This is a genomic window from Allobosea sp. NPDC055332, assembly GCF_053645455.1.
The window spans coordinates 602,724-620,431 of record NZ_JBSHMO010000003.1 but is presented as its reverse complement, the minus strand read 5'-3'; the positions used below and the strand labels follow the sequence as shown (position 1 = coordinate 620,431).

General features: G+C 66.7%; 19 protein-coding genes and 1 tRNA gene. 16 read left to right on the top strand and 4 right to left on the bottom strand.

The window, feature by feature from the left end; all coding sequences use genetic code 11:
• Position 1 precedes the first annotated feature (1 nt).
• Entirely contained in the window at positions 2 to 1,192 is a 1,191-nt protein-coding gene (locus ACWIGM_RS19285) for a D-alanyl-D-alanine carboxypeptidase family protein (RefSeq protein ID WP_454027562.1), read from the bottom strand.
• Between the two features lie 70 nt (positions 1,193 to 1,262).
• Positions 1,263 to 2,333, bottom strand: a complete 1,071-nt coding sequence (locus tag ACWIGM_RS19280) for a septal ring lytic transglycosylase RlpA family protein (RefSeq protein WP_454027561.1) — start codon at positions 2,331 to 2,333, stop codon at positions 1,263 to 1,265.
• A gap of 442 nt (positions 2,334 to 2,775) precedes the next feature.
• On the opposite strand from ACWIGM_RS19280, the gene ACWIGM_RS19275 reads away from it, so the two are divergent.
• A tRNA-Ser gene (locus ACWIGM_RS19275) sits at positions 2,776 to 2,865 on the top strand.
• 150 nt (positions 2,866 to 3,015) lie between these two features.
• Here the strand turns inward: ACWIGM_RS19275 and ACWIGM_RS19270 are convergent.
• Positions 3,016 to 3,540, bottom strand: a complete 525-nt coding sequence (locus ACWIGM_RS19270) for a winged helix-turn-helix transcriptional regulator (RefSeq protein WP_454027560.1) — start codon at positions 3,538 to 3,540, stop codon at positions 3,016 to 3,018.
• Between the two features lie 66 nt (positions 3,541 to 3,606).
• Here ACWIGM_RS19270 and ACWIGM_RS19265 point away from each other — a divergent pair, with 66 nt between their 5' ends.
• The 5 genes from ACWIGM_RS19265 (at position 3,607) to ACWIGM_RS19245 (ending at position 5,925) form a co-directional block, all read left to right on the top strand.
• Positions 3,607 to 4,092, top strand: a complete 486-nt coding sequence (locus tag ACWIGM_RS19265) for a MaoC family dehydratase (RefSeq protein ID WP_454027559.1) — start codon at positions 3,607 to 3,609, stop codon at positions 4,090 to 4,092.
• A 146-nt stretch (positions 4,093 to 4,238) separates the two neighbouring features.
• Complete coding sequence (locus tag ACWIGM_RS19260) at positions 4,239 to 4,598, top strand: carboxymuconolactone decarboxylase family protein (RefSeq protein ID WP_454027558.1); 360 nt, start codon at positions 4,239 to 4,241, stop codon at positions 4,596 to 4,598.
• A 163-nt stretch (positions 4,599 to 4,761) separates the two neighbouring features.
• Positions 4,762 to 4,980 (top strand): DUF2934 domain-containing protein, encoded by a 219-nt coding sequence (locus ACWIGM_RS19255; RefSeq protein WP_454027557.1) that lies wholly within the window; start codon positions 4,762 to 4,764, stop codon positions 4,978 to 4,980.
• 139 nt (positions 4,981 to 5,119) lie between these two features.
• Positions 5,120 to 5,416, top strand: a complete 297-nt coding sequence (locus tag ACWIGM_RS19250; RefSeq protein ID WP_454027556.1) for a GNAT family N-acetyltransferase — start codon at positions 5,120 to 5,122, stop codon at positions 5,414 to 5,416.
• An 80-nt stretch (positions 5,417 to 5,496) separates the two neighbouring features.
• Positions 5,497 to 5,925 (top strand): acyl-CoA thioesterase, encoded by a 429-nt coding sequence (locus ACWIGM_RS19245; RefSeq protein ID WP_454027555.1) that lies wholly within the window; start codon positions 5,497 to 5,499, stop codon positions 5,923 to 5,925.
• Between the two features lies 1 nt (position 5,926).
• Here ACWIGM_RS19245 and ACWIGM_RS19240 read toward each other — a convergent pair whose 3' ends face one another.
• The gene (locus tag ACWIGM_RS19240; protein ID WP_454027554.1) at positions 5,927 to 6,370 is read right to left on the bottom strand and encodes a GFA family protein; all 444 of its coding nucleotides are present in this window, start codon (positions 6,368 to 6,370) and stop codon (positions 5,927 to 5,929) included.
• Between the two features lie 145 nt (positions 6,371 to 6,515).
• Here ACWIGM_RS19240 and ACWIGM_RS19235 point away from each other — a divergent pair, with 145 nt between their 5' ends.
• From ACWIGM_RS19235 to ACWIGM_RS19190, 10 genes are all read left to right on the top strand, one after another.
• Positions 6,516 to 6,677: a hypothetical protein gene (locus ACWIGM_RS19235; protein WP_436094926.1), complete on the top strand. Its 162-nt coding sequence runs from the start codon at positions 6,516 to 6,518 to the stop codon at positions 6,675 to 6,677.
• 145 nt (positions 6,678 to 6,822) lie between these two features.
• Complete coding sequence (locus ACWIGM_RS19230; protein WP_454027553.1) at positions 6,823 to 8,541, top strand: hypothetical protein; 1,719 nt, start codon at positions 6,823 to 6,825, stop codon at positions 8,539 to 8,541.
• A gap of 187 nt (positions 8,542 to 8,728) precedes the next feature.
• Positions 8,729 to 8,815 (top strand): K(+)-transporting ATPase subunit F, encoded by an 87-nt coding sequence (gene kdpF, locus ACWIGM_RS19225; RefSeq protein ID WP_091828939.1) that lies wholly within the window; start codon positions 8,729 to 8,731, stop codon positions 8,813 to 8,815.
• Positions 8,816 to 8,840: 25 nt separating this feature from the next.
• Positions 8,841 to 10,550, top strand: a complete 1,710-nt coding sequence (gene kdpA / locus ACWIGM_RS19220; protein ID WP_454027552.1) for a potassium-transporting ATPase subunit KdpA — start codon at positions 8,841 to 8,843, stop codon at positions 10,548 to 10,550.
• A 21-nt stretch (positions 10,551 to 10,571) separates the two neighbouring features.
• Complete coding sequence (gene kdpB, locus ACWIGM_RS19215; protein ID WP_454027551.1) at positions 10,572 to 12,608, top strand: potassium-transporting ATPase subunit KdpB; 2,037 nt, start codon at positions 10,572 to 10,574, stop codon at positions 12,606 to 12,608.
• Between the two features lie 23 nt (positions 12,609 to 12,631).
• Positions 12,632 to 13,213 carry a potassium-transporting ATPase subunit KdpC gene (kdpC, locus tag ACWIGM_RS19210; protein ID WP_454027550.1) on the top strand — a complete coding sequence of 194 codons (582 nt, stop codon included), beginning with the start codon at positions 12,632 to 12,634 and terminating at the stop codon, positions 13,211 to 13,213.
• 5 nt (positions 13,214 to 13,218) lie between these two features.
• Complete coding sequence (locus ACWIGM_RS19205) at positions 13,219 to 15,951, top strand: DUF4118 domain-containing protein (RefSeq protein ID WP_454027549.1); 2,733 nt, start codon at positions 13,219 to 13,221, stop codon at positions 15,949 to 15,951.
• A complete protein-coding gene (locus tag ACWIGM_RS19200) occupies positions 15,948 to 16,643 on the top strand; it encodes a response regulator (protein ID WP_454027548.1) in 696 nt (231 codons plus the stop codon). The genes ACWIGM_RS19205 and ACWIGM_RS19200 overlap by 4 nt, the downstream gene beginning before the upstream one ends.
• A 79-nt stretch (positions 16,644 to 16,722) precedes the next feature.
• A complete protein-coding gene (locus tag ACWIGM_RS19195; RefSeq protein ID WP_454027547.1) occupies positions 16,723 to 17,178 on the top strand; it encodes a hypothetical protein in 456 nt (151 codons plus the stop codon).
• A 175-nt stretch (positions 17,179 to 17,353) separates the two neighbouring features.
• A complete protein-coding gene (locus tag ACWIGM_RS19190; RefSeq protein WP_454027546.1) occupies positions 17,354 to 17,707 on the top strand; it encodes a DUF2849 domain-containing protein in 354 nt (117 codons plus the stop codon).
• Position 17,708 lies beyond the last annotated feature (1 nt).

Genomic DNA, 17,708 nt, shown 5'->3' with positions numbered 1-17,708 from the left:
CTCAGCTCCGCTTCAGGGCCTTGCGGACCCAGCCGGTCGCGGCTTCCATCAGCGCGTCGAGCGCCCGCTGCTGCAAGGTGCCGACCGCAACGCTCTCCGCTGCATATAGCGGGATGTCGAGGGTCTTGATCTCGCCGCGCGTGACCAGCAGCCGGCCGACCTCGGTCCCCTCGGCCACCGGTGCCTGCAGGGGGCCGCGATAGACGATGCGGGCGGCGAGCCGCTCGCTGCTGCCGCGTGGCACCAGGAGGCTGACCACTCCCTTCGCCCGCAGCGCGACGCGGCCCTTCTCGCCACCGAAGACGCTGGCCTCGCCGACGCTCTCGCCCTCGGCGAAGACCTGGCGCTGCTCGAAGGAGCGGAAGCCCCATTCAAGCAGCTTGCGGGCCTCGCTGGCGCGGTCGCGGGCATTCTTCAGGCCGTTGACCACGACGATCAGCCGCTGGCCCTTCTGCACGGCCGAGCCGACGAGACCGTAGCCGGTCTCGTCGATATTGCCGGTCTTGAGGCCGTCGGCGCCGATATCCATCGTCAGCAGCGGGTTGCGGTTGCTCTGCTTGATCTTGTTCCAGGTGAAGTCGCGCTGGCCAAAGGTCTTGTAGAGCTCCGGATAGGTCTTGATGATGTGGTCGGCGAGCAGGGCGAGCTCGCGCGCGGTCACCTTCTGCTGCGGGTCGGCCATCCCGGTCGCGTTGCGGAACTGCGATTTTGTCAGGCCGAGCGCGTGGACACGCTCGGTCATCACCCTGGCGAAGCTGGCCTCGTCACCGGCCACCGCCTCGGCCAGGGCGATCGCCGCGTCGTTGCCGGAGTGCACGATCAGGCCCTGCAGGATGTCGCCGAGCTTGACCCGGCTGTTGACGATGGCGAACATGGTCGAGCCGCCGGAAACGCCGCCGCCCTTGCGCCAGGCATTCTCCGAGATCGAGATCTCGGTCTCCAGCGTCATCTTGCCCGCCGCGATCTCCTGGAAGGCGACAAGAGCGGTCGCGAGCTTGGCCAGGCTCGCCGGCACCATTAACTCGTCTGCGGCCTTTTCATAGAGCACCGCGCCGCTGCTGGAATCGAGCAGGAGGGCGTAGGGCGCGGCCGACTGGAAGGCCTGCGCTCGGGCAAGCCCGGGGACCAATACCAGCAGCGTCGCGCAGATGGCGAGAACCCTGCTCCAAATCGGAAGGTAGGCGCGCGCCATCCCTGATCGACCAGACGTCATATCGAGATCAGATGATGCGCCGGACCGGGCGGTCAAGCCCGGAGCAGAATCAATTCCGCGCCAGCGGCTGAAGCGTCTGCGCCTTCATGCTGGTGAAGCTGGCGCGCGGCACCGGCATCGGTGCAGTCACGGTCGCGGGACGTAGCACCGGGACCGGCTTGCCTGCATTGGCGATGGTGTCGAGATCGAACGGACGGGACGGCGGCAGGCGGACGCCGCGGACCGGCACGCCTTCCGGCGACGAGGTCGCGGCGCTGGCGACGATAGGGCTCTGTACGGCGATAGTGCGCGGCTGCTCGGGCGCATAGGCCTGCACCACGGGCTGGGCTGCGACCGGAGCGGGCTCTGCCCGGACGGGCGCCGGAGCCGGCCTTGCGGCCTCATCGTCGAGATCCGGGCCGGCGGAGCGTCCGAGATCAACCTGCGACGCGGCGCTCGCGATCATCGTGCGGCTGCTCTGGCCCGGGATCGAGGCCGGCGCACCATCGGTGCGCAGCGAGGCGAGCAGCATCTGGTCGTCGGAACCGGCGAGCGAGGCCTGGCCGAGATACTCGATCTTGACGCGGGCCGTGCCAAGATGGCGGAAGGCGAGCGCATCGGCGGTCTTCTGCGAGACGTCCATGACGCGGCCGCCATGGAACGGGCCACGATCGTTGACGCGCACGATGATCGAGCGGCTGTTAGTGACGTTGGTGACACGCGCATAGGCCGGCAGCGGCATGGTCGGATGCGCGGCGCTGATGCTCATGCGGTCATAGACTTCGCCATTGGCGGTGCGGCGGCCGTGGAAAGCCTCGCCATACCAGGAGGCGGTGCCGACCGCGGTATAGCCGACCGGCTTCTCGTAAGGGGTGTAGCGCTTGCCGGCGACGGTGTAGCTGCGGCCGATCAGCTCGCGGCCGCCGCCCTTCGGTACCGGCTGCCCCTCCTCCACGACGCGCGCACTGGCGGGGCCGTATTTCGAGGACGGGAAAGCGCCGATCTCCTTCGACTTGCCGCGGCGGGCGACCTGATCATTGGCGCAATTCGCCAGGAAAAGGCCAGCCAGCACGACGCAGCCAAGGCGGGTTGCGGTCGCGAAGGAAGAGGAAGCGCGGGAGGCGTCGCCGGATTCAGCCATAGAGGGAGTGACCGCCGATGCTGAAGTGCCTGCGCCTCGCGTCATGCCGCATTCCCGTTCGTCGCGCCGAAAATGCCACGACCGCCCAGCCACGAGCGTGGCAAGGTCGCAGTTTTCGACCAATCCAATTAAGGGATCGTTAAGCGGCGGGAGCGCGTACGCGTCACCGTTAACAAAAGCCCAGCCCGGCCTTTGGGCGGGCATAAAGGTGTCGGAAATGCGGCAACTGTCAATCCGCCACCCCATCGTCGCCATTTTTCGGGGGAGCGTGACCCTGGCGCCACGCCCAAGACGGCTGACCGAAACGGACGAGCGTCGCGAATTAACGATCAAGACAAGCTATTGAATATGTTTCGATTTCTGCGATTGCGTGCGATACGCGGCGTCATCCTTGCGCTTGCGGCTTGCAAAAATCAGTGGGGAACGGCAATGACGGGACACCGGAAGGGTGGCCGAGTGGTTTAAGGCAGCGGTCTTGAAAACCGCCGTGGGTGCAAGCCCACCGTGGGTTCGAATCCCACCCCTTCCGCCAGCGTTTTCTCATCTTCAGTACCTGATGGCATCGATGACAGCTTGGGCGAGGCCCCGAGGCCTGTCATGGCCGATGCCAGGTGTCGCCGGACTGGCCAGCCGGCTCGATCGAGACACGCAGCGCATCGTCTCCGCGCGCTGCGGGCGGCCTTCACGCCCGTGGTGGCCGCGCGCCCCTGCCCCGCGCGTGGAATCTGGAGCGCCGCGCCGCGCGCTCCGCCGCAAACTCCTCTCCGATCACCACGCGCGCATCGCGCGCACCGAACGGCTCCCTGCAGCTCGGGCAAGTCAACTCGAGACCTGTCACATGCCCGCAGCCACGATGGGCGACCTGAAGGGCCGGCGGTTCGTTCGGAGCAAAGCCGCCCCATGTCTCGCCCCATGATTTGAGTCCCAGCAGGATCGGGTAGAGGTCGAGCCCCTTCTGCGTCAGGCGGTATTCGTGCCTCACCGGCCGGTCGCTGTATCGGCGGCGGCAGATCACATCGTCGGCTTCCAGACGTTTCAGCCGGCCGGACAACAGGTGGGAGGACATGCCGGTCTGCGCCTGGAACTCCTCGAAGCGCCGCGTCGCCAGGAAGAGCTCCCGCAGGATGAGCATCGTCCAGCGGTCACCGACGACCGCGAGGGCCCGCGCGATCGGACAGGCGGTGCTGCTGACCTCGGACCAGCTCATATTGACTCCCTTCAATAATTGAAGGCACTTTGGCCTGACGACCCCGTCGATTCAAGGGGAGGATGCGTGCAGACCCGGGACGACGAGCAGGTGCGGAACGCGCCGCGATACCTCGAGGATTTCACGGCCGGCGACCATTTCAGCTCGGGCAGCTTCGAGGTGACGGCGGAGTCGATCAGGGCGTTCGCCGGACTCTACGACCCGCAGCCGATGCACATGGACGAGGAGGCTGCTCGCAGCACCATCTTCGGCGAACTGGTCGGCAGCGGCTGGCAAACGCTCGCGATCACCATGCGGCTTCTCGTCGATGCCCGCTTGCTGGGAGGCGACCCGATCGTCGGGGCGGAGTTCGCGAATGTGCGTTTTCATCGCCCGATGCGCCCGGGCGACAGGCTCCGGGCGACCGCGGACGTGCTGGAGACCCGGCTCTCGCGCAGCCGTGGCGATCGCGGCTTCATGGATTTGCAGGTCACGACCACAAACCAGGATAACGAGACCGTTCTGACCCAGAGGTGGACGCTGGTTGTCCCGACGCGCGCTCATTCCCGATAGCATCGCAGACCACGTTTCGGCGCGAACAGGGACGCCACATTGGCGCCTATCCCCGGGCTCCGCTCTGGTGTGATCCAGGCCTGCTGCCTAACAATTGCCGGCGGCCGATCTCAGGCCGCTCATACGTTGCGACGGAGGGCATCCCAATGCTGGATTGGACCAACTATCGTGCCGAGCTGAAGAGCCGGGTCGGCGATTTCGGCAAGGCTGCTCCGGAAGCGCTCCGCGGCTATGCCGCGCTGGCGGGTGGCGCAGCCAAGACTACGCATCTCGACGCTCGCACGCGCGAGCTTATCTCGCTCGCCGTCGCCGTAACCACACGGTGCGACGGCTGCATCACCTCCCATGTCGATGCGGCTATCAAGGCCGGGGTCAGCCGCGAAGAGATCGCCGAGGCGCTCGGGGTCGCGATCGCCATGAATGCCGGGGCAGCGCTGGTTTATTCGGCACGGACCCTCGACTGCTTCGAGCAAATGACGGCGCCCCCACCGGCTGCCGCGGAGTAGTCCGGCCTCGTGATCGGGTGGCGGCCTCTCCCAAGGACCCGGTCGCTGCCTCCGATGGGCTCATGCCGGCGCCACATTGCCGTGACAGATTGCGCCGGAGGCGTGGAACGCACTTTGGGCTCCATCGTTTCCTCGCCGACCGCAACGCAACCAGGAGGACGAGATGAGCCATCTTGGCAAGGCCGAGCGCGAGATCCGCAAGATCGCCTACGCGCTCTGGATGGAAGAAGGGCAGCCGGAAGGCCGTGACCACGAGCACTGGGAAGCGGCGAAGGCGATCTGGAACTTCCGCAATCGCAGCGAGGAGGTCGTCGACCACGGCGCGGAGGATGAGCTCAAGGGCGAGCGCGCCCGCCGACGCGAGCAGGAGTGGCTGAGCTGACCGGTATTTGCAGGGCTGTGGCCGATCGCAGCCCTGCCATTCCACGCCCGCATGAGCGCGGCTGAAGACAATCGGCCGTGATGCTCCCACATTGCGATCGACGTGGCGCCATTCCAGCTAGCGCCTGCGGAGAACCGCCATGACGCAACATGTGGAAGCGGGCCGGATCGAGGTCGTCGAACGCCCCGAGACCGCGCGCTTCGAGCTCGATTTCCCCGGCGGGCAGGCTTTTGCCATCTACCGCAGCGATGGCGACCGGATCGTCGTGATCCATACCGAGGTGCCGCCGGCTTTCAATGGACGCGGCATCGGCTCGCAACTGGCCGAGGGCATCTTCAGGATCGCCCGTGCTAGCGGCCGGCGCGTCGTGCCGCGCTGCTCCTTCGTTGCGGCCTGGGTAGGCCGCCATCCCGACTATCGCGACGTCCTTGCCTGAGTTCCCTCCGGATCGCCGGTTGAGCTTGCCTCGCGGCCGCTGATCGCGTTTGAAGGGCCCGTTCACAGAATGGGCGCACCATGCCGGACGATCTCGCCATCACCGATTTCCCGCTGCGGGCGCAGGACAAGCTGCGCTATGGCGACACCGACCGCCAGGGGCACGTCAACAACGCGGTATTCTCGACCTTTCTCGAAACCGGGCGCGTCGAGCTGATCTATGATCGCGCCCGCCGGCTGGTCGAGCCTGGAGCGGCCTTCGTGATCGCCAGGCTGGAGATGGATTTCCGGTTGGAACTGCTCTGGCCCGGCGAGGTCGAGATCGGCACCCGCGTCGCCTCGGTCGGCCGCAGCTCGGTCCGGCTCGAGCAGGCGATCTTCCAGGGTGAGCGCTGCATCGCCAGCGGGATCACGGTAATGGTCCAGATGGACGAGGCGACGCGCAAGTCGCGGCCGTTCTCCGATGCGGTTCGTCAGCAGCTGGCGCAATTGGCCGGGCCGGCCGCCTGACCTATCTCCGTTCCTCCGGCCAGCCGACCAGCTCGGTCGGGGTCCAGCGCGCCTTTCGGCGCTCGCGCCGCCCTTCCAGCGCTTCGCCGCTGAAATCCCGTGGCTCGGGCGGCCTGGTGAAACGGGTGCGTTCGTCCAGGGCGTCGATGTTGATCGTGGTCCAGGCTCCCTCGGCCTCGGCCATCAGCATGGCGATGTAGACGCCGCAGCGGCGGCAGAGAACCACTTCGGAAGCGGACAGGCCGAAACGATAGCGCTGAAGCTGGGCCGGCTCGTGCACGATGAGACGGGCCTTTGCCTTCGGATCCGAGACTGTCCGCGCATTGTGCTTGCGGCAGAAGGAGCATTGGCAGGCGCCGACAATCTCCTCCTCCGGCGGGCGCGGCAACGACAGTTCGACACCGATCGCGCCGCAATGGCAGCCGCCGTTCAAGCGATGCGTCATGGAGTTTCTCCCCGTCGGAGCTTGTCACATCACGGCAGTGATGAGTGTGCGATGATTCGATCAAAACAAGTGATTGGATACCGCAGCGAATCAGGGGAACGGAATCACCCCTGCCGCGTTCGGAGCCAAAATGCGGGAGGACAATATGAGCAGCCTTGTTGCGGTCTCGGCGCTGTTCCTGGCCGGCGGCCTTTCAACCGTGACCATGGGGGCCGTGCCCCTGCAGGGTGTTCTCAACGATTTCTTCTGGGCCGGTCTCGCCCTCTCCGCCTTCATCACGACAGCCGGGCTCGAAGCGTCGAGCTGATTGCCGGTCACCAAAGCCGGCTGTCCAACAGATTCTTGCGCCTGACAGGTGAACCGCCTGGCTCCGTTGCGGCGGTTTCGGCCAGGATATGCGTGACCTTAGGCTCGCGCTATGGTTGCGGTGGACTCTGTTGAGGGCCGCCGACATGGCAATTGAAGCACATGTGCTTTTCGCTGCGACCTTGCCGACCATCAAGGACATCAATGCCGAGCTGAGATCGCTCGGCCTTCCTGTCAGGCTTCAATACGGACTCGGCCCTCTCGCCCATCATAGCGGCTTCCTTCCCGCGACGCTGCGGCGCCAGCAATCCGGCTGCGAGTTCGATGTCCGCCGTGGCCCCGATGCCGCCGACGATCTTGATCCGCCGGAAGCTGCCAAGCCTTTCTCATGCTGTGTCAGCCTGCGTTGGGCGAGCGATGAGGATGAAGCCAGTGTCGGCCTCTGCATCGCAGCCGCCCTAACCAAGCTGACGAAAGGCATCATGCTCGAAGAAGTATCGGGCGAATGGCAGAACGCCGGCAAGGCGGTCGACTATGCCAGGCAGCACCTCAAGGCTGCGGGCGTGAGGCGCGGTCCAGCTGAACCGGGAACGCGTCCGGCGGACATCAAGCGCTATCTCAAAACCCTTCTTACTGATCGAGACGATCTCGTCCTCGTCGGCCGCCACCTTCTGATCCGGCCTGTCCGTCACATTCTGCGGGGCGCACTGTTTGATCGCACAGGAGAACGGACGCGCTTCCAGATATGGCGTTACCTCAACCCGCTCTACGGGCACCCAGGTTCAGTCGGTTGCGACCAGTCGATCCATCGTTCGCTCTGGGAGGTCACCGCCGCGCACTTCACGCCGTTGCTGCTGGATTCGCTCCAGCATGACATATTCGCCGAGCTTGGAGCGCTCACGACACTGGACGGCATGGCTCGCCGGTTGGAGGGAGATCGAGATAAGATTTCTCCATGCGTCATCGCATTACTGCTGGCGGGGCGAGCCCAAACGGCCGGTGCAATCATGGACGGCCTCGAGGCACGCGATCCAATCTGGAAGCATTGGCTGGCCAAGGAGCGGCGTCTCCTCGATCGCGATATCAAGACTGTCTGTGCCGAGTTCCACGAGCGGGAGGAGCGAACGGTCCAGGAGCTCAAGATCGCGTCGATCTGGGAGCCCTCTCCCTTTCCAGCCGAGTTGCCGGAACATGAGCGTAAGAGCGTGTCCGAGCCGCAATTCGCTACGGGCCGCTGGCCTGCGACGCCCGAGGGCCTGCTCGCGCCGTTGCCCGAGCAACCCGGCGAGCTCAGCTTCAGCAAGGAGTATATCTTTCGCCGTTCCCTCCCACTCCTGCTGGAGCCGATGACGATCGAGGCCGGGCAGCGGGCTTACCAGGCCCATGAACGACTGATCGCGGCGCAGCGCCTGGGCAACGGGAAGCTGCTGCTCAGCATCGTGGACCCTCAGCGTGCGCATCAGAGCTGGATCGACCAGGCTCCACCGGACGCAGATCCGATCGGATATCACTCGCGTTTCATTCTCTACGGCAGCGAGCGCCTCGCCGAGATTTCGGTTCATCGTCGATCGCTATCCGAGGAGCCGCTCTCGATCAGTTCGATCGATATCCGGACGACGGATCGCCGGCAGCACATTTGGCGCTGCAACTACAACCACGAGCAGGCTTACGGGATCGTGTTTGACAGCCGCGGCGCTCCGAGAGACGGCATCAGGTCCAATCTCTCATCCGAACTCCATGCCGCATTGGTGCTCGACCATCCTGTGCCAGGCGCGCCGGACGACATCCTGCGCCGCACGAGACAGCTTCTCGCCGGCATGGGATATGGCGAACTCGATCTCGATCTGCCCTTCAAGAGATCCTGATCTTTACGCCGCCCTTATGCCCCCGCCTGCCCTTCCGGCTCGACCGCTTAGCAGGCCCGGCACCACATCTCCGGTCTGAAACCAGGCTGGAGAGCCATCATGGCCGACATCGTCTTTCTCGCGCTCGGAGCCGGGGCCTTCGCGCTCTTCGGCTGGTACGCAGCGCTGCTGCGCAAGGTCTGACGCCATGGGCCTGACCTTGCTCTATGCCGCCGCCGCCCTCGGGCTCGCGGTCTACATGGTCGCCGCGCTGCTGCGCCCCGACCGCTTCTGAACCAACGACAAAAAGGAGACCTCGCATGGACTGGCGGGGCTGGGCTGAGATCGTCTTCACGATCGCGCTGACGGTAGCCGTGGGCTGGCCGCTCGGCATCTATATGGCGCGCGTCTGGGCGCGCGAGAAAACGCCGCTCGACCTGGTGCTGAAACCGGTCGAGGCCGGCTTCTACGCCGCGCTCGGTATCGACAAGAACAAGGGCCAGAACTGGCTCGGCTATGCCGCCGCCGTGCTCGCCTTCAGCGCGGCCGGCTTCGTGCTGCTGTATCTGCAGCTTCGCTTCCAGAACCTGCTGCCGCTCAACCCGCAAGGCTTTGACGGCCTGTCGCCGCACCTCGCCTTCAACACGGCGGTCAGCTTCGTCACCAACACGAACTGGCAATCCTATGGCGGCGAAACAACGATGAGCAGCTTCAGCCAGATGGTGGGGCTGACCGTGCAGAACTTCGTCTCGGGCGCGGTCGGGCTTGCGGTGGCAGCCGCCGTGGCGCGCGCCTTCGCCGCCGATCGCGGCGAGAGCCTCGGCAATTTCTGGGTCGATGTGACCCGCAACACTCTCTACGTGCTGCTGCCGGTCTCGATCGTCACCGCGCTCGCGCTCGTCGCGGCCGGCGTGCCGCAGAGCCTGCTCGCCAATGTCACCGCCAAGACGCTGGAGGGCGCCGACCAGATCATCGCCCTCTTCCCGGTCGCCAGCCAGGAAGCGATCAAGCAATGGGGCACCAATGGCGGCGGCCTGTTCAACGTCAACTCGGCCCATCCGCTCGAGAACCCGACGCCGCTGACCAACCTGATCGAAGTCATTTCGCTGAATGCGATCTCCTTCGCCACCGTCGTCGCTTTCGGGCGCATCGCCGGTGCCCGCAAGGAGGCGCGTGCGCTGATCGCCGCGATGGTGATCCTGCTCAGCCTCGGCGCGGTCGCAATCTATGCCTCGGAGACGCTGACGCCGCAGCCGGCCATGGTCTCTGCCGGCATCACCGATGCGCCGGCCAATATGGAAGGCAAGGAGGTCCGTTTCGGCGCCGCCTCCTCCTCCGTCTGGGCGGCCCAGACCACGGGTACTGCGAACGGCTCGGTCAATGCGATGCACGGCTCGTTCATGCCGCTCGGCGGCGGCGTCGCGATGTTCCTGATGCAGCTCGGCGAGATCGTCCCCGGCGGCGCCGGCTCCGGCCTCTACGGCATGGTCGTGATGGCGCTGCTTTCGGTCTTCGTCGCCGGCCTGATGGTCGGGCGCACGCCGGAGTATCTCGGCAAGAAGGTCGAGACCCGCGAGATCAAGTTCGCCATGCTGGCGGTGCTGATCCTGCCGCTCGCGATCCTCGGCTTCTCGGCGGTCGCCGCCGTGCTGCCGGTCGCGCTCGAGGGCCTGCTCAACAAGGGGCCGCGTGGGCTCACCGAGATCCTCTACGCCTATTCCTCGGCGGCGGGGAACAATGGCTCGGCCTATGCCGGCCTCACCGCCAACGCGCCCTGGTGGAACACCACGCTCGGCATCGCCATGCTGCTCGGCCGCTTCGCCTACATGGTCCCGGTCATCGCCATGGCCGGCGCCATCGCAGCCAAGCCCAAGCTCGCGCCGACCGCCGGCACCCTGCCGAGCGATAGCCCGCTCTTCGTCGGCCTGCTTATCGGCATCATCCTGATCCTGGGCGGACTGCAATTCTTCCCCGCGCTCGCGCTCGGGCCGATCGTCGAGCACTTCCAGGTGCTTGCGGCTATTCGCTGAGCCGACAAAGGAACTACTTCGATGAGTGTCTCACTCGCTAAATCCAGCGCCTTTAGCCAGGCCATCGTGCTGACGGCCTTGAAGAGCGCCTTCGCCAAGCTCGACCCGCGGGCGCTGACCGGCAACCCGGTCATCCTCGCGACCGAGGTCGTCGCGGCGCTCGCCACCGTCTCGGCGGTGGTCGCCATTGCAGGCGGCCAGCCGGCCGCCTTCGCGATCCAGATCGCGGTCTGGCTCTGGCTCACCGTGGTCTTCGCCAATTTCGCGGAAGCGATCGCCGAAGGGCGCGGCAAGGCAGCGGCGGATTCGCTGCGCGCCACCCGTGTCACCACCAAGGCCAAGCTGATCATCGATGCCGAGCGCAATGCGATGATCCCGACGCCGGCTCACGAACTCGCGCCCGGCGACATCGTCCTGGTCGAGGCCGGCGACGTCATCCCCGCCGATGGCGAGATCATCGAGGGTGTCGCCTCGGTCAACGAGGCCGCGATCACCGGCGAATCCGCTCCGGTGATCCGCGAGAGCGGCGGCGACCGTTCGGCCGTCACCGGCGGCACCACGGTCGTCTCCGACTGGATCAAGATGAAGGTGACCTCGCGCCCGGGCTCCTCCTTCCTCGATCGTATGATCGCGATGGTCGAGGGTGCCGACCGGCGCAAGACCCCGAACGAGCTGGCGCTCGCCGTACTGCTCGCCGGCCTGACCCTGGTCTTCCTGATCGCCGTGGTGACGTTGACCGGGCTCGGTGCCTTCTCAGGCGTCTCGCTCGACCCGATGGTGCTCGGCGCGCTTTTCGTCACGCTGATCCCGACCACGATCGGCGGCCTGCTCAGCGCCGTCGGCATCGCCGGCATGGACCGGTTGCTCAAGGTCAACGTGCTCGCGACCTCGGGCCGGGCGGTCGAAGCCGCCGGCGACGTCGATACGCTGCTGCTCGATAAGACCGGCACCATCACCTACGGCAACCGCATGGCGGTCGAGGTGATCCCGGTCCCGGGCGTGCGCCCGGACGCGGCGCTGCGGGCCGCGCTGATGGCTTCCCTCGCCGACGAGACGCCGGAAGGCCGCTCGATCGTCGAGCTTGCCCGCGGCCAGGGTATCACCGCCGAGGTTCCGGCGGGAGCGACCACGATCCCGTTCAGCGCCACCACCCGCCAGTCGGGCCTCGATCTCGATGGCAAATCCTGGCGCAAGGGCGCGGTCGATGCCGTCATCAAGACGCTCGACCTCGCCGAGAGCCAGGTGCCGGCGGAATTGCGCCAGGCGGTCGACGGCATCGCCCGCTCGGGCGGCACGCCGCTCGCCGTCAGCGAGAACGGTGCGCTGGTCGGCGTCATCCACTTGAAAGACGTGGTCAAGCCCGGCGTGAAGGAGCGCTTCGCGGATCTCCGCCGCATGGGCGTGCGCACGGTGATGATCACCGGCGACAACCCCGTCACCGCGGCGGCGATCGCATCCGAAGCCGGCGTCGACGACTTCCTCGCCGAGGCGACGCCGGAGGACAAGCTGCGGATCATCCGCACCGAGCAGGCCAAGGGCCGCCTCGTCGCGATGTGTGGCGACGGCGCCAACGACGCCCCTGCCCTCGCTCAGGCCGATGTCGGCGTCGCCATGCAGACCGGCGCACAGGCGGCGCGCGAGGCCGGCAACATGGTCGATCTCGACAGCGACCCAACCAAGGTCCTGGAGATCGTCGAGGTCGGCAAGCAATTGCTGATCACCCGCGGCGCGCTCACCACCTTCTCGATCGCCAACGACGTCGCGAAGTATTTCGCCATCATCCCGGCGCTCTTCGTCGTCTCGCTGCCGGCCCTCGGCGCGCTCAACATCATGGGGCTGGCCAGCCCGCAGAGCGCGATCCTCTCGGCGGTGATCTTCAACGCGCTGGTCATCGTCGCGCTGATCCCGCTCGCCCTGAAGGGCGTACGCTACCGGGCCATCGGCGCGGCCAAGCTGCTCTCGCGCAACCTCACCCTCTATGGCATCGGCGGCATCATCGCGCCCTTCATCGGCATCAAGCTGATCGATCTCGCCATCGCCGCCCTCAAGCTCGTCTGACGGCCTGACAGGAGAGCCGTATCATGATCGCCAATCTTCGCCCCGCCATCGTCTCGATGGTCCTCTTCACCGCCCTGCTCGGCTTCGCCTATCCGCTGGGTGTCACCGGGCTGGCGCAGGCGCTGTTTCCGGCCCAGGCCGGAGGCTCGCTGATCCGCAACGCCTCCGGCGAGATCGTCGGCTCGCGCTGGATCGGGCAGAACTTCAAGGACGACGCTTATTTACGTCCCCGCCCCTCCGCCGCCGGCAAGGACGGCTACGACGCCGCCGGCTCGTCCGGCTCCAATCTCGGCCCACTGAACGAGGATCTTGCCGCCCGCATCAAGGCCGATGCCGAGGCACTGCGCGCTGAGAGCTCGGCGCCGATCCCGGTCGACGCCGTCACGACCTCGGGCTCCGGTCTCGACCCGCATGTCTCGCCGGCCAATGCAGCGCGGCAGGTCGCGCGCATCGCCGCAACTCGCAAGGCCCAGCCGGCCGAAGTTCTGGCTGTTATCGCCGCCAACACCGAGGGCTCGACCTTCGGCCTGCTCGGTGAGCCGCGCGTCAATGTGCTCGCCGTTAATTTGGCACTCGACGCGCGCTGGCCGCGCGCTCAACGTTAGGTTCGATGGCAACAGACGAATCCCAGTACAGAGAGGCAGGGCGGCCCGACCCCGACGCCCTGCTGGCTTCAGCCGGCCGCGGCAAGCGCGGCCGGCTGAAGATATTTCTCGGCATGGCCCCCGGGGTCGGCAAGACCTACGAGATGCTGACCCAGGCCAAGCGCGTCGTCGACGAGCATGGCGAGCTGCTGGTTGGCGTGGTCGAGACGCATGGCAGGAGCGAGACGGAAGAGCTGCTCGACGGGCTCGAGGTGATGGCGCGCCGGCCGCTCGAGCATCGCGGCCGGTTGATGATGGAGTTCGACCTCGACGCGGCTCTCGCTCTCAAGCCGAAGCTGCTCCTGGTCGACGAGTACGCCCATTCCAATGCGCCCGGCAGCCGCCATCCCAAGCGCTGGCAGGATGTCGAGGAACTGCTGCAGGCCGGCATCGACGTCTGGACGACTCTCAACGTCCAGCATCTCGAAAGCCTGGTCGACGTGGTCTGGAAGATCACTGGCGTGCGCCAGCGCGAGACGGTGCCGGACAGCGCGCTCAGCCGCGCCGACGAGATCGAGCTGATCGACATCACGCCGACGGAACTGCGCCAGCGCATGGAAGAAGGCAAGGTCTATGTGCCGGAGACGGCTCGGCTCGCCGCTGGCAATTTCTTCAAGCCGGAGAACCTGACGGCGCTGCGCGAATTGGCACTGCGGCGCGCCGCCCAGACGGTCGACGACCAGCTCAGCCAGGCTATGAAGCGCGCCGGCGTCGAGGGCCCCTGGGCGGCGGGCGAGCGCATCCTGGTGCTGATCGGCCCCGATGCGATGGCCGGCTCATTGGTCCGAGCCGGGCGGCGTCTCTCCGACATGATGATGGATGCGCCCTGGACGGTCGCCCATGTCGAACGGCCGAACCGCGGCGGGCCTGATCCAGGACAGGGCGCACATCTCGCCGAGGCGCTGAAGCTGGCCGAGCAGCTCGGTGGCGCCAGTGTCGTGCTCAACGGCGACGATCTCGTCGGCGCCGTGCTCGACTATGCCAGGCGCAACAACGTCACTCAGATCGTCGTCGGCAAATCGCATCGCAAGGGCTGGCGCTCCTGGTTCAGGCCCTCTCTCGCCCCCGAATTGCTGAAGGCGCAGAACGGTGCGGCACTCCACATCATCACCGAGGTGACGACCGGGCCGGTGCGGCCGACGAGTCCGACCGCGCCGCAGGGCCAGTTCAACTGGCTTGCCCATCTCGGTGCCATCGCCATGGTCGGAGTCGTGATCGGCCTCGCCGAGCTGATCGACAAGCGGGTCGAGAACGTCAACCTCGCCATGCTGTTCATGGTCAGCGTGCTCGGCGCCGGCCTCGCCTTCGGCCTCTGGCCGGCGGTGACGGCGGCGGCGCTCGCCGCTTTCGCCTACAACTTCTTCTTCCTCGAGCCGCGCCTGTCCTTCTGGATCGGCCATCCGGCCGATGTCCTGACCTTCCTCGTCTTCTTCGCGGTAGCGCTGACCACGGGCGGTCTGACCGGACGCATCCGAGACCAGGCCAAGGCGACGGCGCGGCGCGCCTCCGCGATCACCGCCCTGCTCGCCGCCAGCCGCCGGCTTTCGGCTGCGGCGCGGCGCGAGGATGTAGCGGCAATTCTGGCGGAGCAGGTCTCGGCCGCGACCTCCGGCAAGGTCGTGGTGTTGCTGCCGGTCGACGGCGAGATCGCTCCCAGCGCGGGCGCGCCCGAGCTCGAAGCGCTCTCGACGGCAGACATGACCGCAGCCCGCTGGACCTGGAACCGTGGCGAGCCCGCCGGCGCCGGCACCGGCACCTTGCCGAACGTCCCCTGGACCTTCCGGCCGCTGCAAGGGGTGCGGGCTCGTTCCGGTGTCGTCGGCTTCGAGCCGAAGGCGCTGGCGACCGCCGAGAACGAGCGTTTCGCCATGGCGTTGCTCGATCAGGGTGCGATCGCGATCGAACGGGCCGAGCTCGCCGCTGCCGCCGTCGACGCCGAGGCGCTGCGCCGCAGCGACCGCCTACGCTCGGCTTTGCTCAACTCTGTCAGCCATGATCTGCGCACCCCGCTCGCCACCGTGCTCGGCTCGGCGACGACGCTGATCGACTATGGCGAGGGCATGCGGCCGGCCGTGCGCGACGACCTGCTGCTCTCGATCCGCGAGGAGGCCGAGCGGCTCAACCGCTATGTCGGCGACCTGCTCGACATGACCAGGCTCGAAGGCGGGGCGCTGGTGGCGCGGCGCGACTGGATCGATGTCCGCGACGTGATCGCCTCGGCACTGTCGCGCATCTCGCGCCGGCTCGGCCAGCGCCGCGTCCAGCGCGATTTTCCGGCTGAGCTCTCCCTGGTCAGGGCCGATGCGGGGCTGCTCGAACAGGTGCTGGTCAACATCCTCGAGAACGCCATCGCCTATAGCGAGGACGGCGCGCTGATCGAAGCCGCCGCCTATGAGGATCGCGGCAATGTCGTGATCTCGATCGAGGACGAGGGCCGCGGCATCCCGACCGCCGAACTGGAGCGCGTCTTCGAGAAGTTCCGTCGCCTGGAGGAATCGATCGACCGCGGCGGCGAGCGCGGCAAGGGTGCTGGCCTCGGCCTCGCCATCGCCAAGGGCTTCGTCGAGGCCATGGGCGGGCGCATCGCCGCCGCCAGCCCGATCCATGACCGCCCTGACGGCAGCAAGGGCGGCACCCGTATCCTGATCAGCCTGCGCAAGGACGTTGCGGGCGCAGAGAGCAAGAGTTCGCAGCCATGACCGCCTTCCGCCCGCGCATCCTCGTCATTGACGACGAGCCGCAGATCCACCGCTTCCTCGGCCCGGCGCTCGATGCCGCCGGTTACGAGCCGATCCGCGCCGACGACGCCACCAGCGGTCTGCGCGAGATCGCCCGCAAGCCGCCGGATGCCGTCGTGCTCGACCTCGGCCTGCCCGACATGGACGGCAAGGAGGCGCTCGCCAAGGCGCGGGCCTTCTATGACGGACCGGTCATCATCCTCTCGGCCCGCGACCGCGAGACCGAGAAGATCGACGCGCTCGATGCCGGCGCCGACGACTATGTCGAGAAGCCTTTCGGCGTCGGCGAGTTGCTGGCGCGCTTGCGCGTCGCGCTGCGCCATCGCCTTGAACGTCAGGGCTCGGAGCCGGCGCTGCAGGTCGGCGATGTCGAGATCGACCTCGTCAACCGCCGGATCAACAAGGGCGGCGTGGCGATAAAGCTCTCGCCCAAGGAGTACGACCTGTTTGCCTGCCTGGCCCAGGGCAATGGCCGGGTGCTGACCCACAAGCAGATCCTCACCGCTGTCTGGGGCCCGGCGCATGAGCACGATGTGCAGTATCTGCGCGTCTTCGTCGGCCAGCTCCGGCAGAAGCTCGAGGACGATCCGGCCGAGCCGAAGTTGATCGAGACCGAGCCGGGCGTGGGCTATCGGCTGGGAGGGTTGATCTGAACCAATCAAACAGGCGTTCCTTGCCGCGATCCTGTGAGCCCCCTACGGTCCGCGCGGTTGTCGGCAAGCGGGGATGGCGATGCGGCATCTGGCGGTTGGACTGGTGGTTTTTCTCGGTGCGGCCGGCCAAGCCGCGGCCGAGTGGAAGCCGAGCATCTTCGATGGCGAGACGAAGCGCGCCATTCAGGGGTGCTCTCCGACTATGACCGATGATGCCTGGTCCTGCGCCTTCATCCGCTGCGAAGCGGACAAGCAGCTCGGCCTCTACCTCGACATACCCGGCATCCTCTCGGAGGGGCCGATCACGCTTGCTGTCGACGGCCGCGACTTCCCACTCAGTCTCAAGGACACCTCAGGGCCGTTCGGCAGCGCCTACCGCGTGGAGGGCGCGGAGAGCGAAATGGTCCCGGCGCTATCCAGCGGCCGCTCGCTGCGCATCCGCCAGGAAGGTATCAAGAAAGGCTATGACGTCATTCCGCTCAGGGGAATTCGCCCGGCCCTGCGAAAGCTCAGCCAAGCCTGCAGCCCGCGCTGACGGCCCCCGCCGGAGAAAAAGCTTCCTCGGATGTCTTCGGCTGAACAATCCCGAAGAGAGATTTCCTCTTTTGGAACGGGAATAAGAAAAATCACACTACCTGACGTGAATTGATGCTTTGGGGCCTCTGCCTTATGTAAAACGTTCGGAATAGCGAACGTAGCGAGCATCATTCATGGCTGCCGCCAAGCGCCCTGCCCTGCCGGTGATCCTGCTGGCCAACAACCTGCTCGACGGCGATGTCGTCTTCGCTGCGGGCGATGCAAATGGGCTGCACTGGTCGCGAGATCCCGGTGCGGCGCTGGTCGGTGACGACGAAGCGACCGCAGACCGGCTCGATGCCTTCGCCGCCGCCGAACTCGGCAATCAGCAGGTCGTCGACGCCTATCTCGTCGATGTCGCGATCGAGGACGGCGTGCCGGTGCCGCGCCATTACCGCGAGCGGATGAAGACGACCGGCCCCAGCATCCGGCGCGACCTCGGCAAGCAGGCCGAACTGCCGCTTGCCCAAGCATTCCTGAGAGCCTGAC

What these genes read in the sequence shown, in the direction of transcription:
- ACWIGM_RS19285 (WP_454027562.1), bottom strand. Translation starts at nt 1,192, where the DNA reads ATGGCGCGCGCCTACCTTCCGATTTGGAGCAGGGTTCTCGCCATCTGC.
- ACWIGM_RS19280 (WP_454027561.1), bottom strand. Translation starts at nt 2,333, where the DNA reads ATGGCTGAATCCGGCGACGCCTCCCGCGCTTCCTCTTCCTTCGCGACC.
- ACWIGM_RS19270 (WP_454027560.1), bottom strand. Translation starts at nt 3,540, where the DNA reads ATGAGCTGGTCCGAGGTCAGCAGCACCGCCTGTCCGATCGCGCGGGCC.
- ACWIGM_RS19260 (WP_454027558.1), top strand. Translation starts at nt 4,239, where the DNA reads ATGCTGGATTGGACCAACTATCGTGCCGAGCTGAAGAGCCGGGTCGGC.
- ACWIGM_RS19255 (WP_454027557.1), top strand. Translation starts at nt 4,762, where the DNA reads ATGAGCCATCTTGGCAAGGCCGAGCGCGAGATCCGCAAGATCGCCTAC.
- ACWIGM_RS19250 (WP_454027556.1), top strand. Translation starts at nt 5,120, where the DNA reads ATGACGCAACATGTGGAAGCGGGCCGGATCGAGGTCGTCGAACGCCCC.
- ACWIGM_RS19245 (WP_454027555.1), top strand. Translation starts at nt 5,497, where the DNA reads ATGCCGGACGATCTCGCCATCACCGATTTCCCGCTGCGGGCGCAGGAC.
- ACWIGM_RS19240 (WP_454027554.1), bottom strand. Translation starts at nt 6,370, where the DNA reads ATGACGCATCGCTTGAACGGCGGCTGCCATTGCGGCGCGATCGGTGTC.
- ACWIGM_RS19235 (WP_436094926.1), top strand. Translation starts at nt 6,516, where the DNA reads ATGAGCAGCCTTGTTGCGGTCTCGGCGCTGTTCCTGGCCGGCGGCCTT.
- ACWIGM_RS19230 (WP_454027553.1), top strand. Translation starts at nt 6,823, where the DNA reads ATGGCAATTGAAGCACATGTGCTTTTCGCTGCGACCTTGCCGACCATC.
- kdpF (WP_091828939.1), top strand. Translation starts at nt 8,729, where the DNA reads ATGGGCCTGACCTTGCTCTATGCCGCCGCCGCCCTCGGGCTCGCGGTC.
- kdpA (WP_454027552.1), top strand. Translation starts at nt 8,841, where the DNA reads ATGGACTGGCGGGGCTGGGCTGAGATCGTCTTCACGATCGCGCTGACG.
- kdpB (WP_454027551.1), top strand. Translation starts at nt 10,572, where the DNA reads ATGAGTGTCTCACTCGCTAAATCCAGCGCCTTTAGCCAGGCCATCGTG.
- kdpC (WP_454027550.1), top strand. Translation starts at nt 12,632, where the DNA reads ATGATCGCCAATCTTCGCCCCGCCATCGTCTCGATGGTCCTCTTCACC.
- ACWIGM_RS19205 (WP_454027549.1), top strand. Translation starts at nt 13,219, where the DNA reads ATGGCAACAGACGAATCCCAGTACAGAGAGGCAGGGCGGCCCGACCCC.
- ACWIGM_RS19200 (WP_454027548.1), top strand. Translation starts at nt 15,948, where the DNA reads ATGACCGCCTTCCGCCCGCGCATCCTCGTCATTGACGACGAGCCGCAG.
- ACWIGM_RS19195 (WP_454027547.1), top strand. Translation starts at nt 16,723, where the DNA reads ATGCGGCATCTGGCGGTTGGACTGGTGGTTTTTCTCGGTGCGGCCGGC.
- ACWIGM_RS19190 (WP_454027546.1), top strand. Translation starts at nt 17,354, where the DNA reads ATGGCTGCCGCCAAGCGCCCTGCCCTGCCGGTGATCCTGCTGGCCAAC.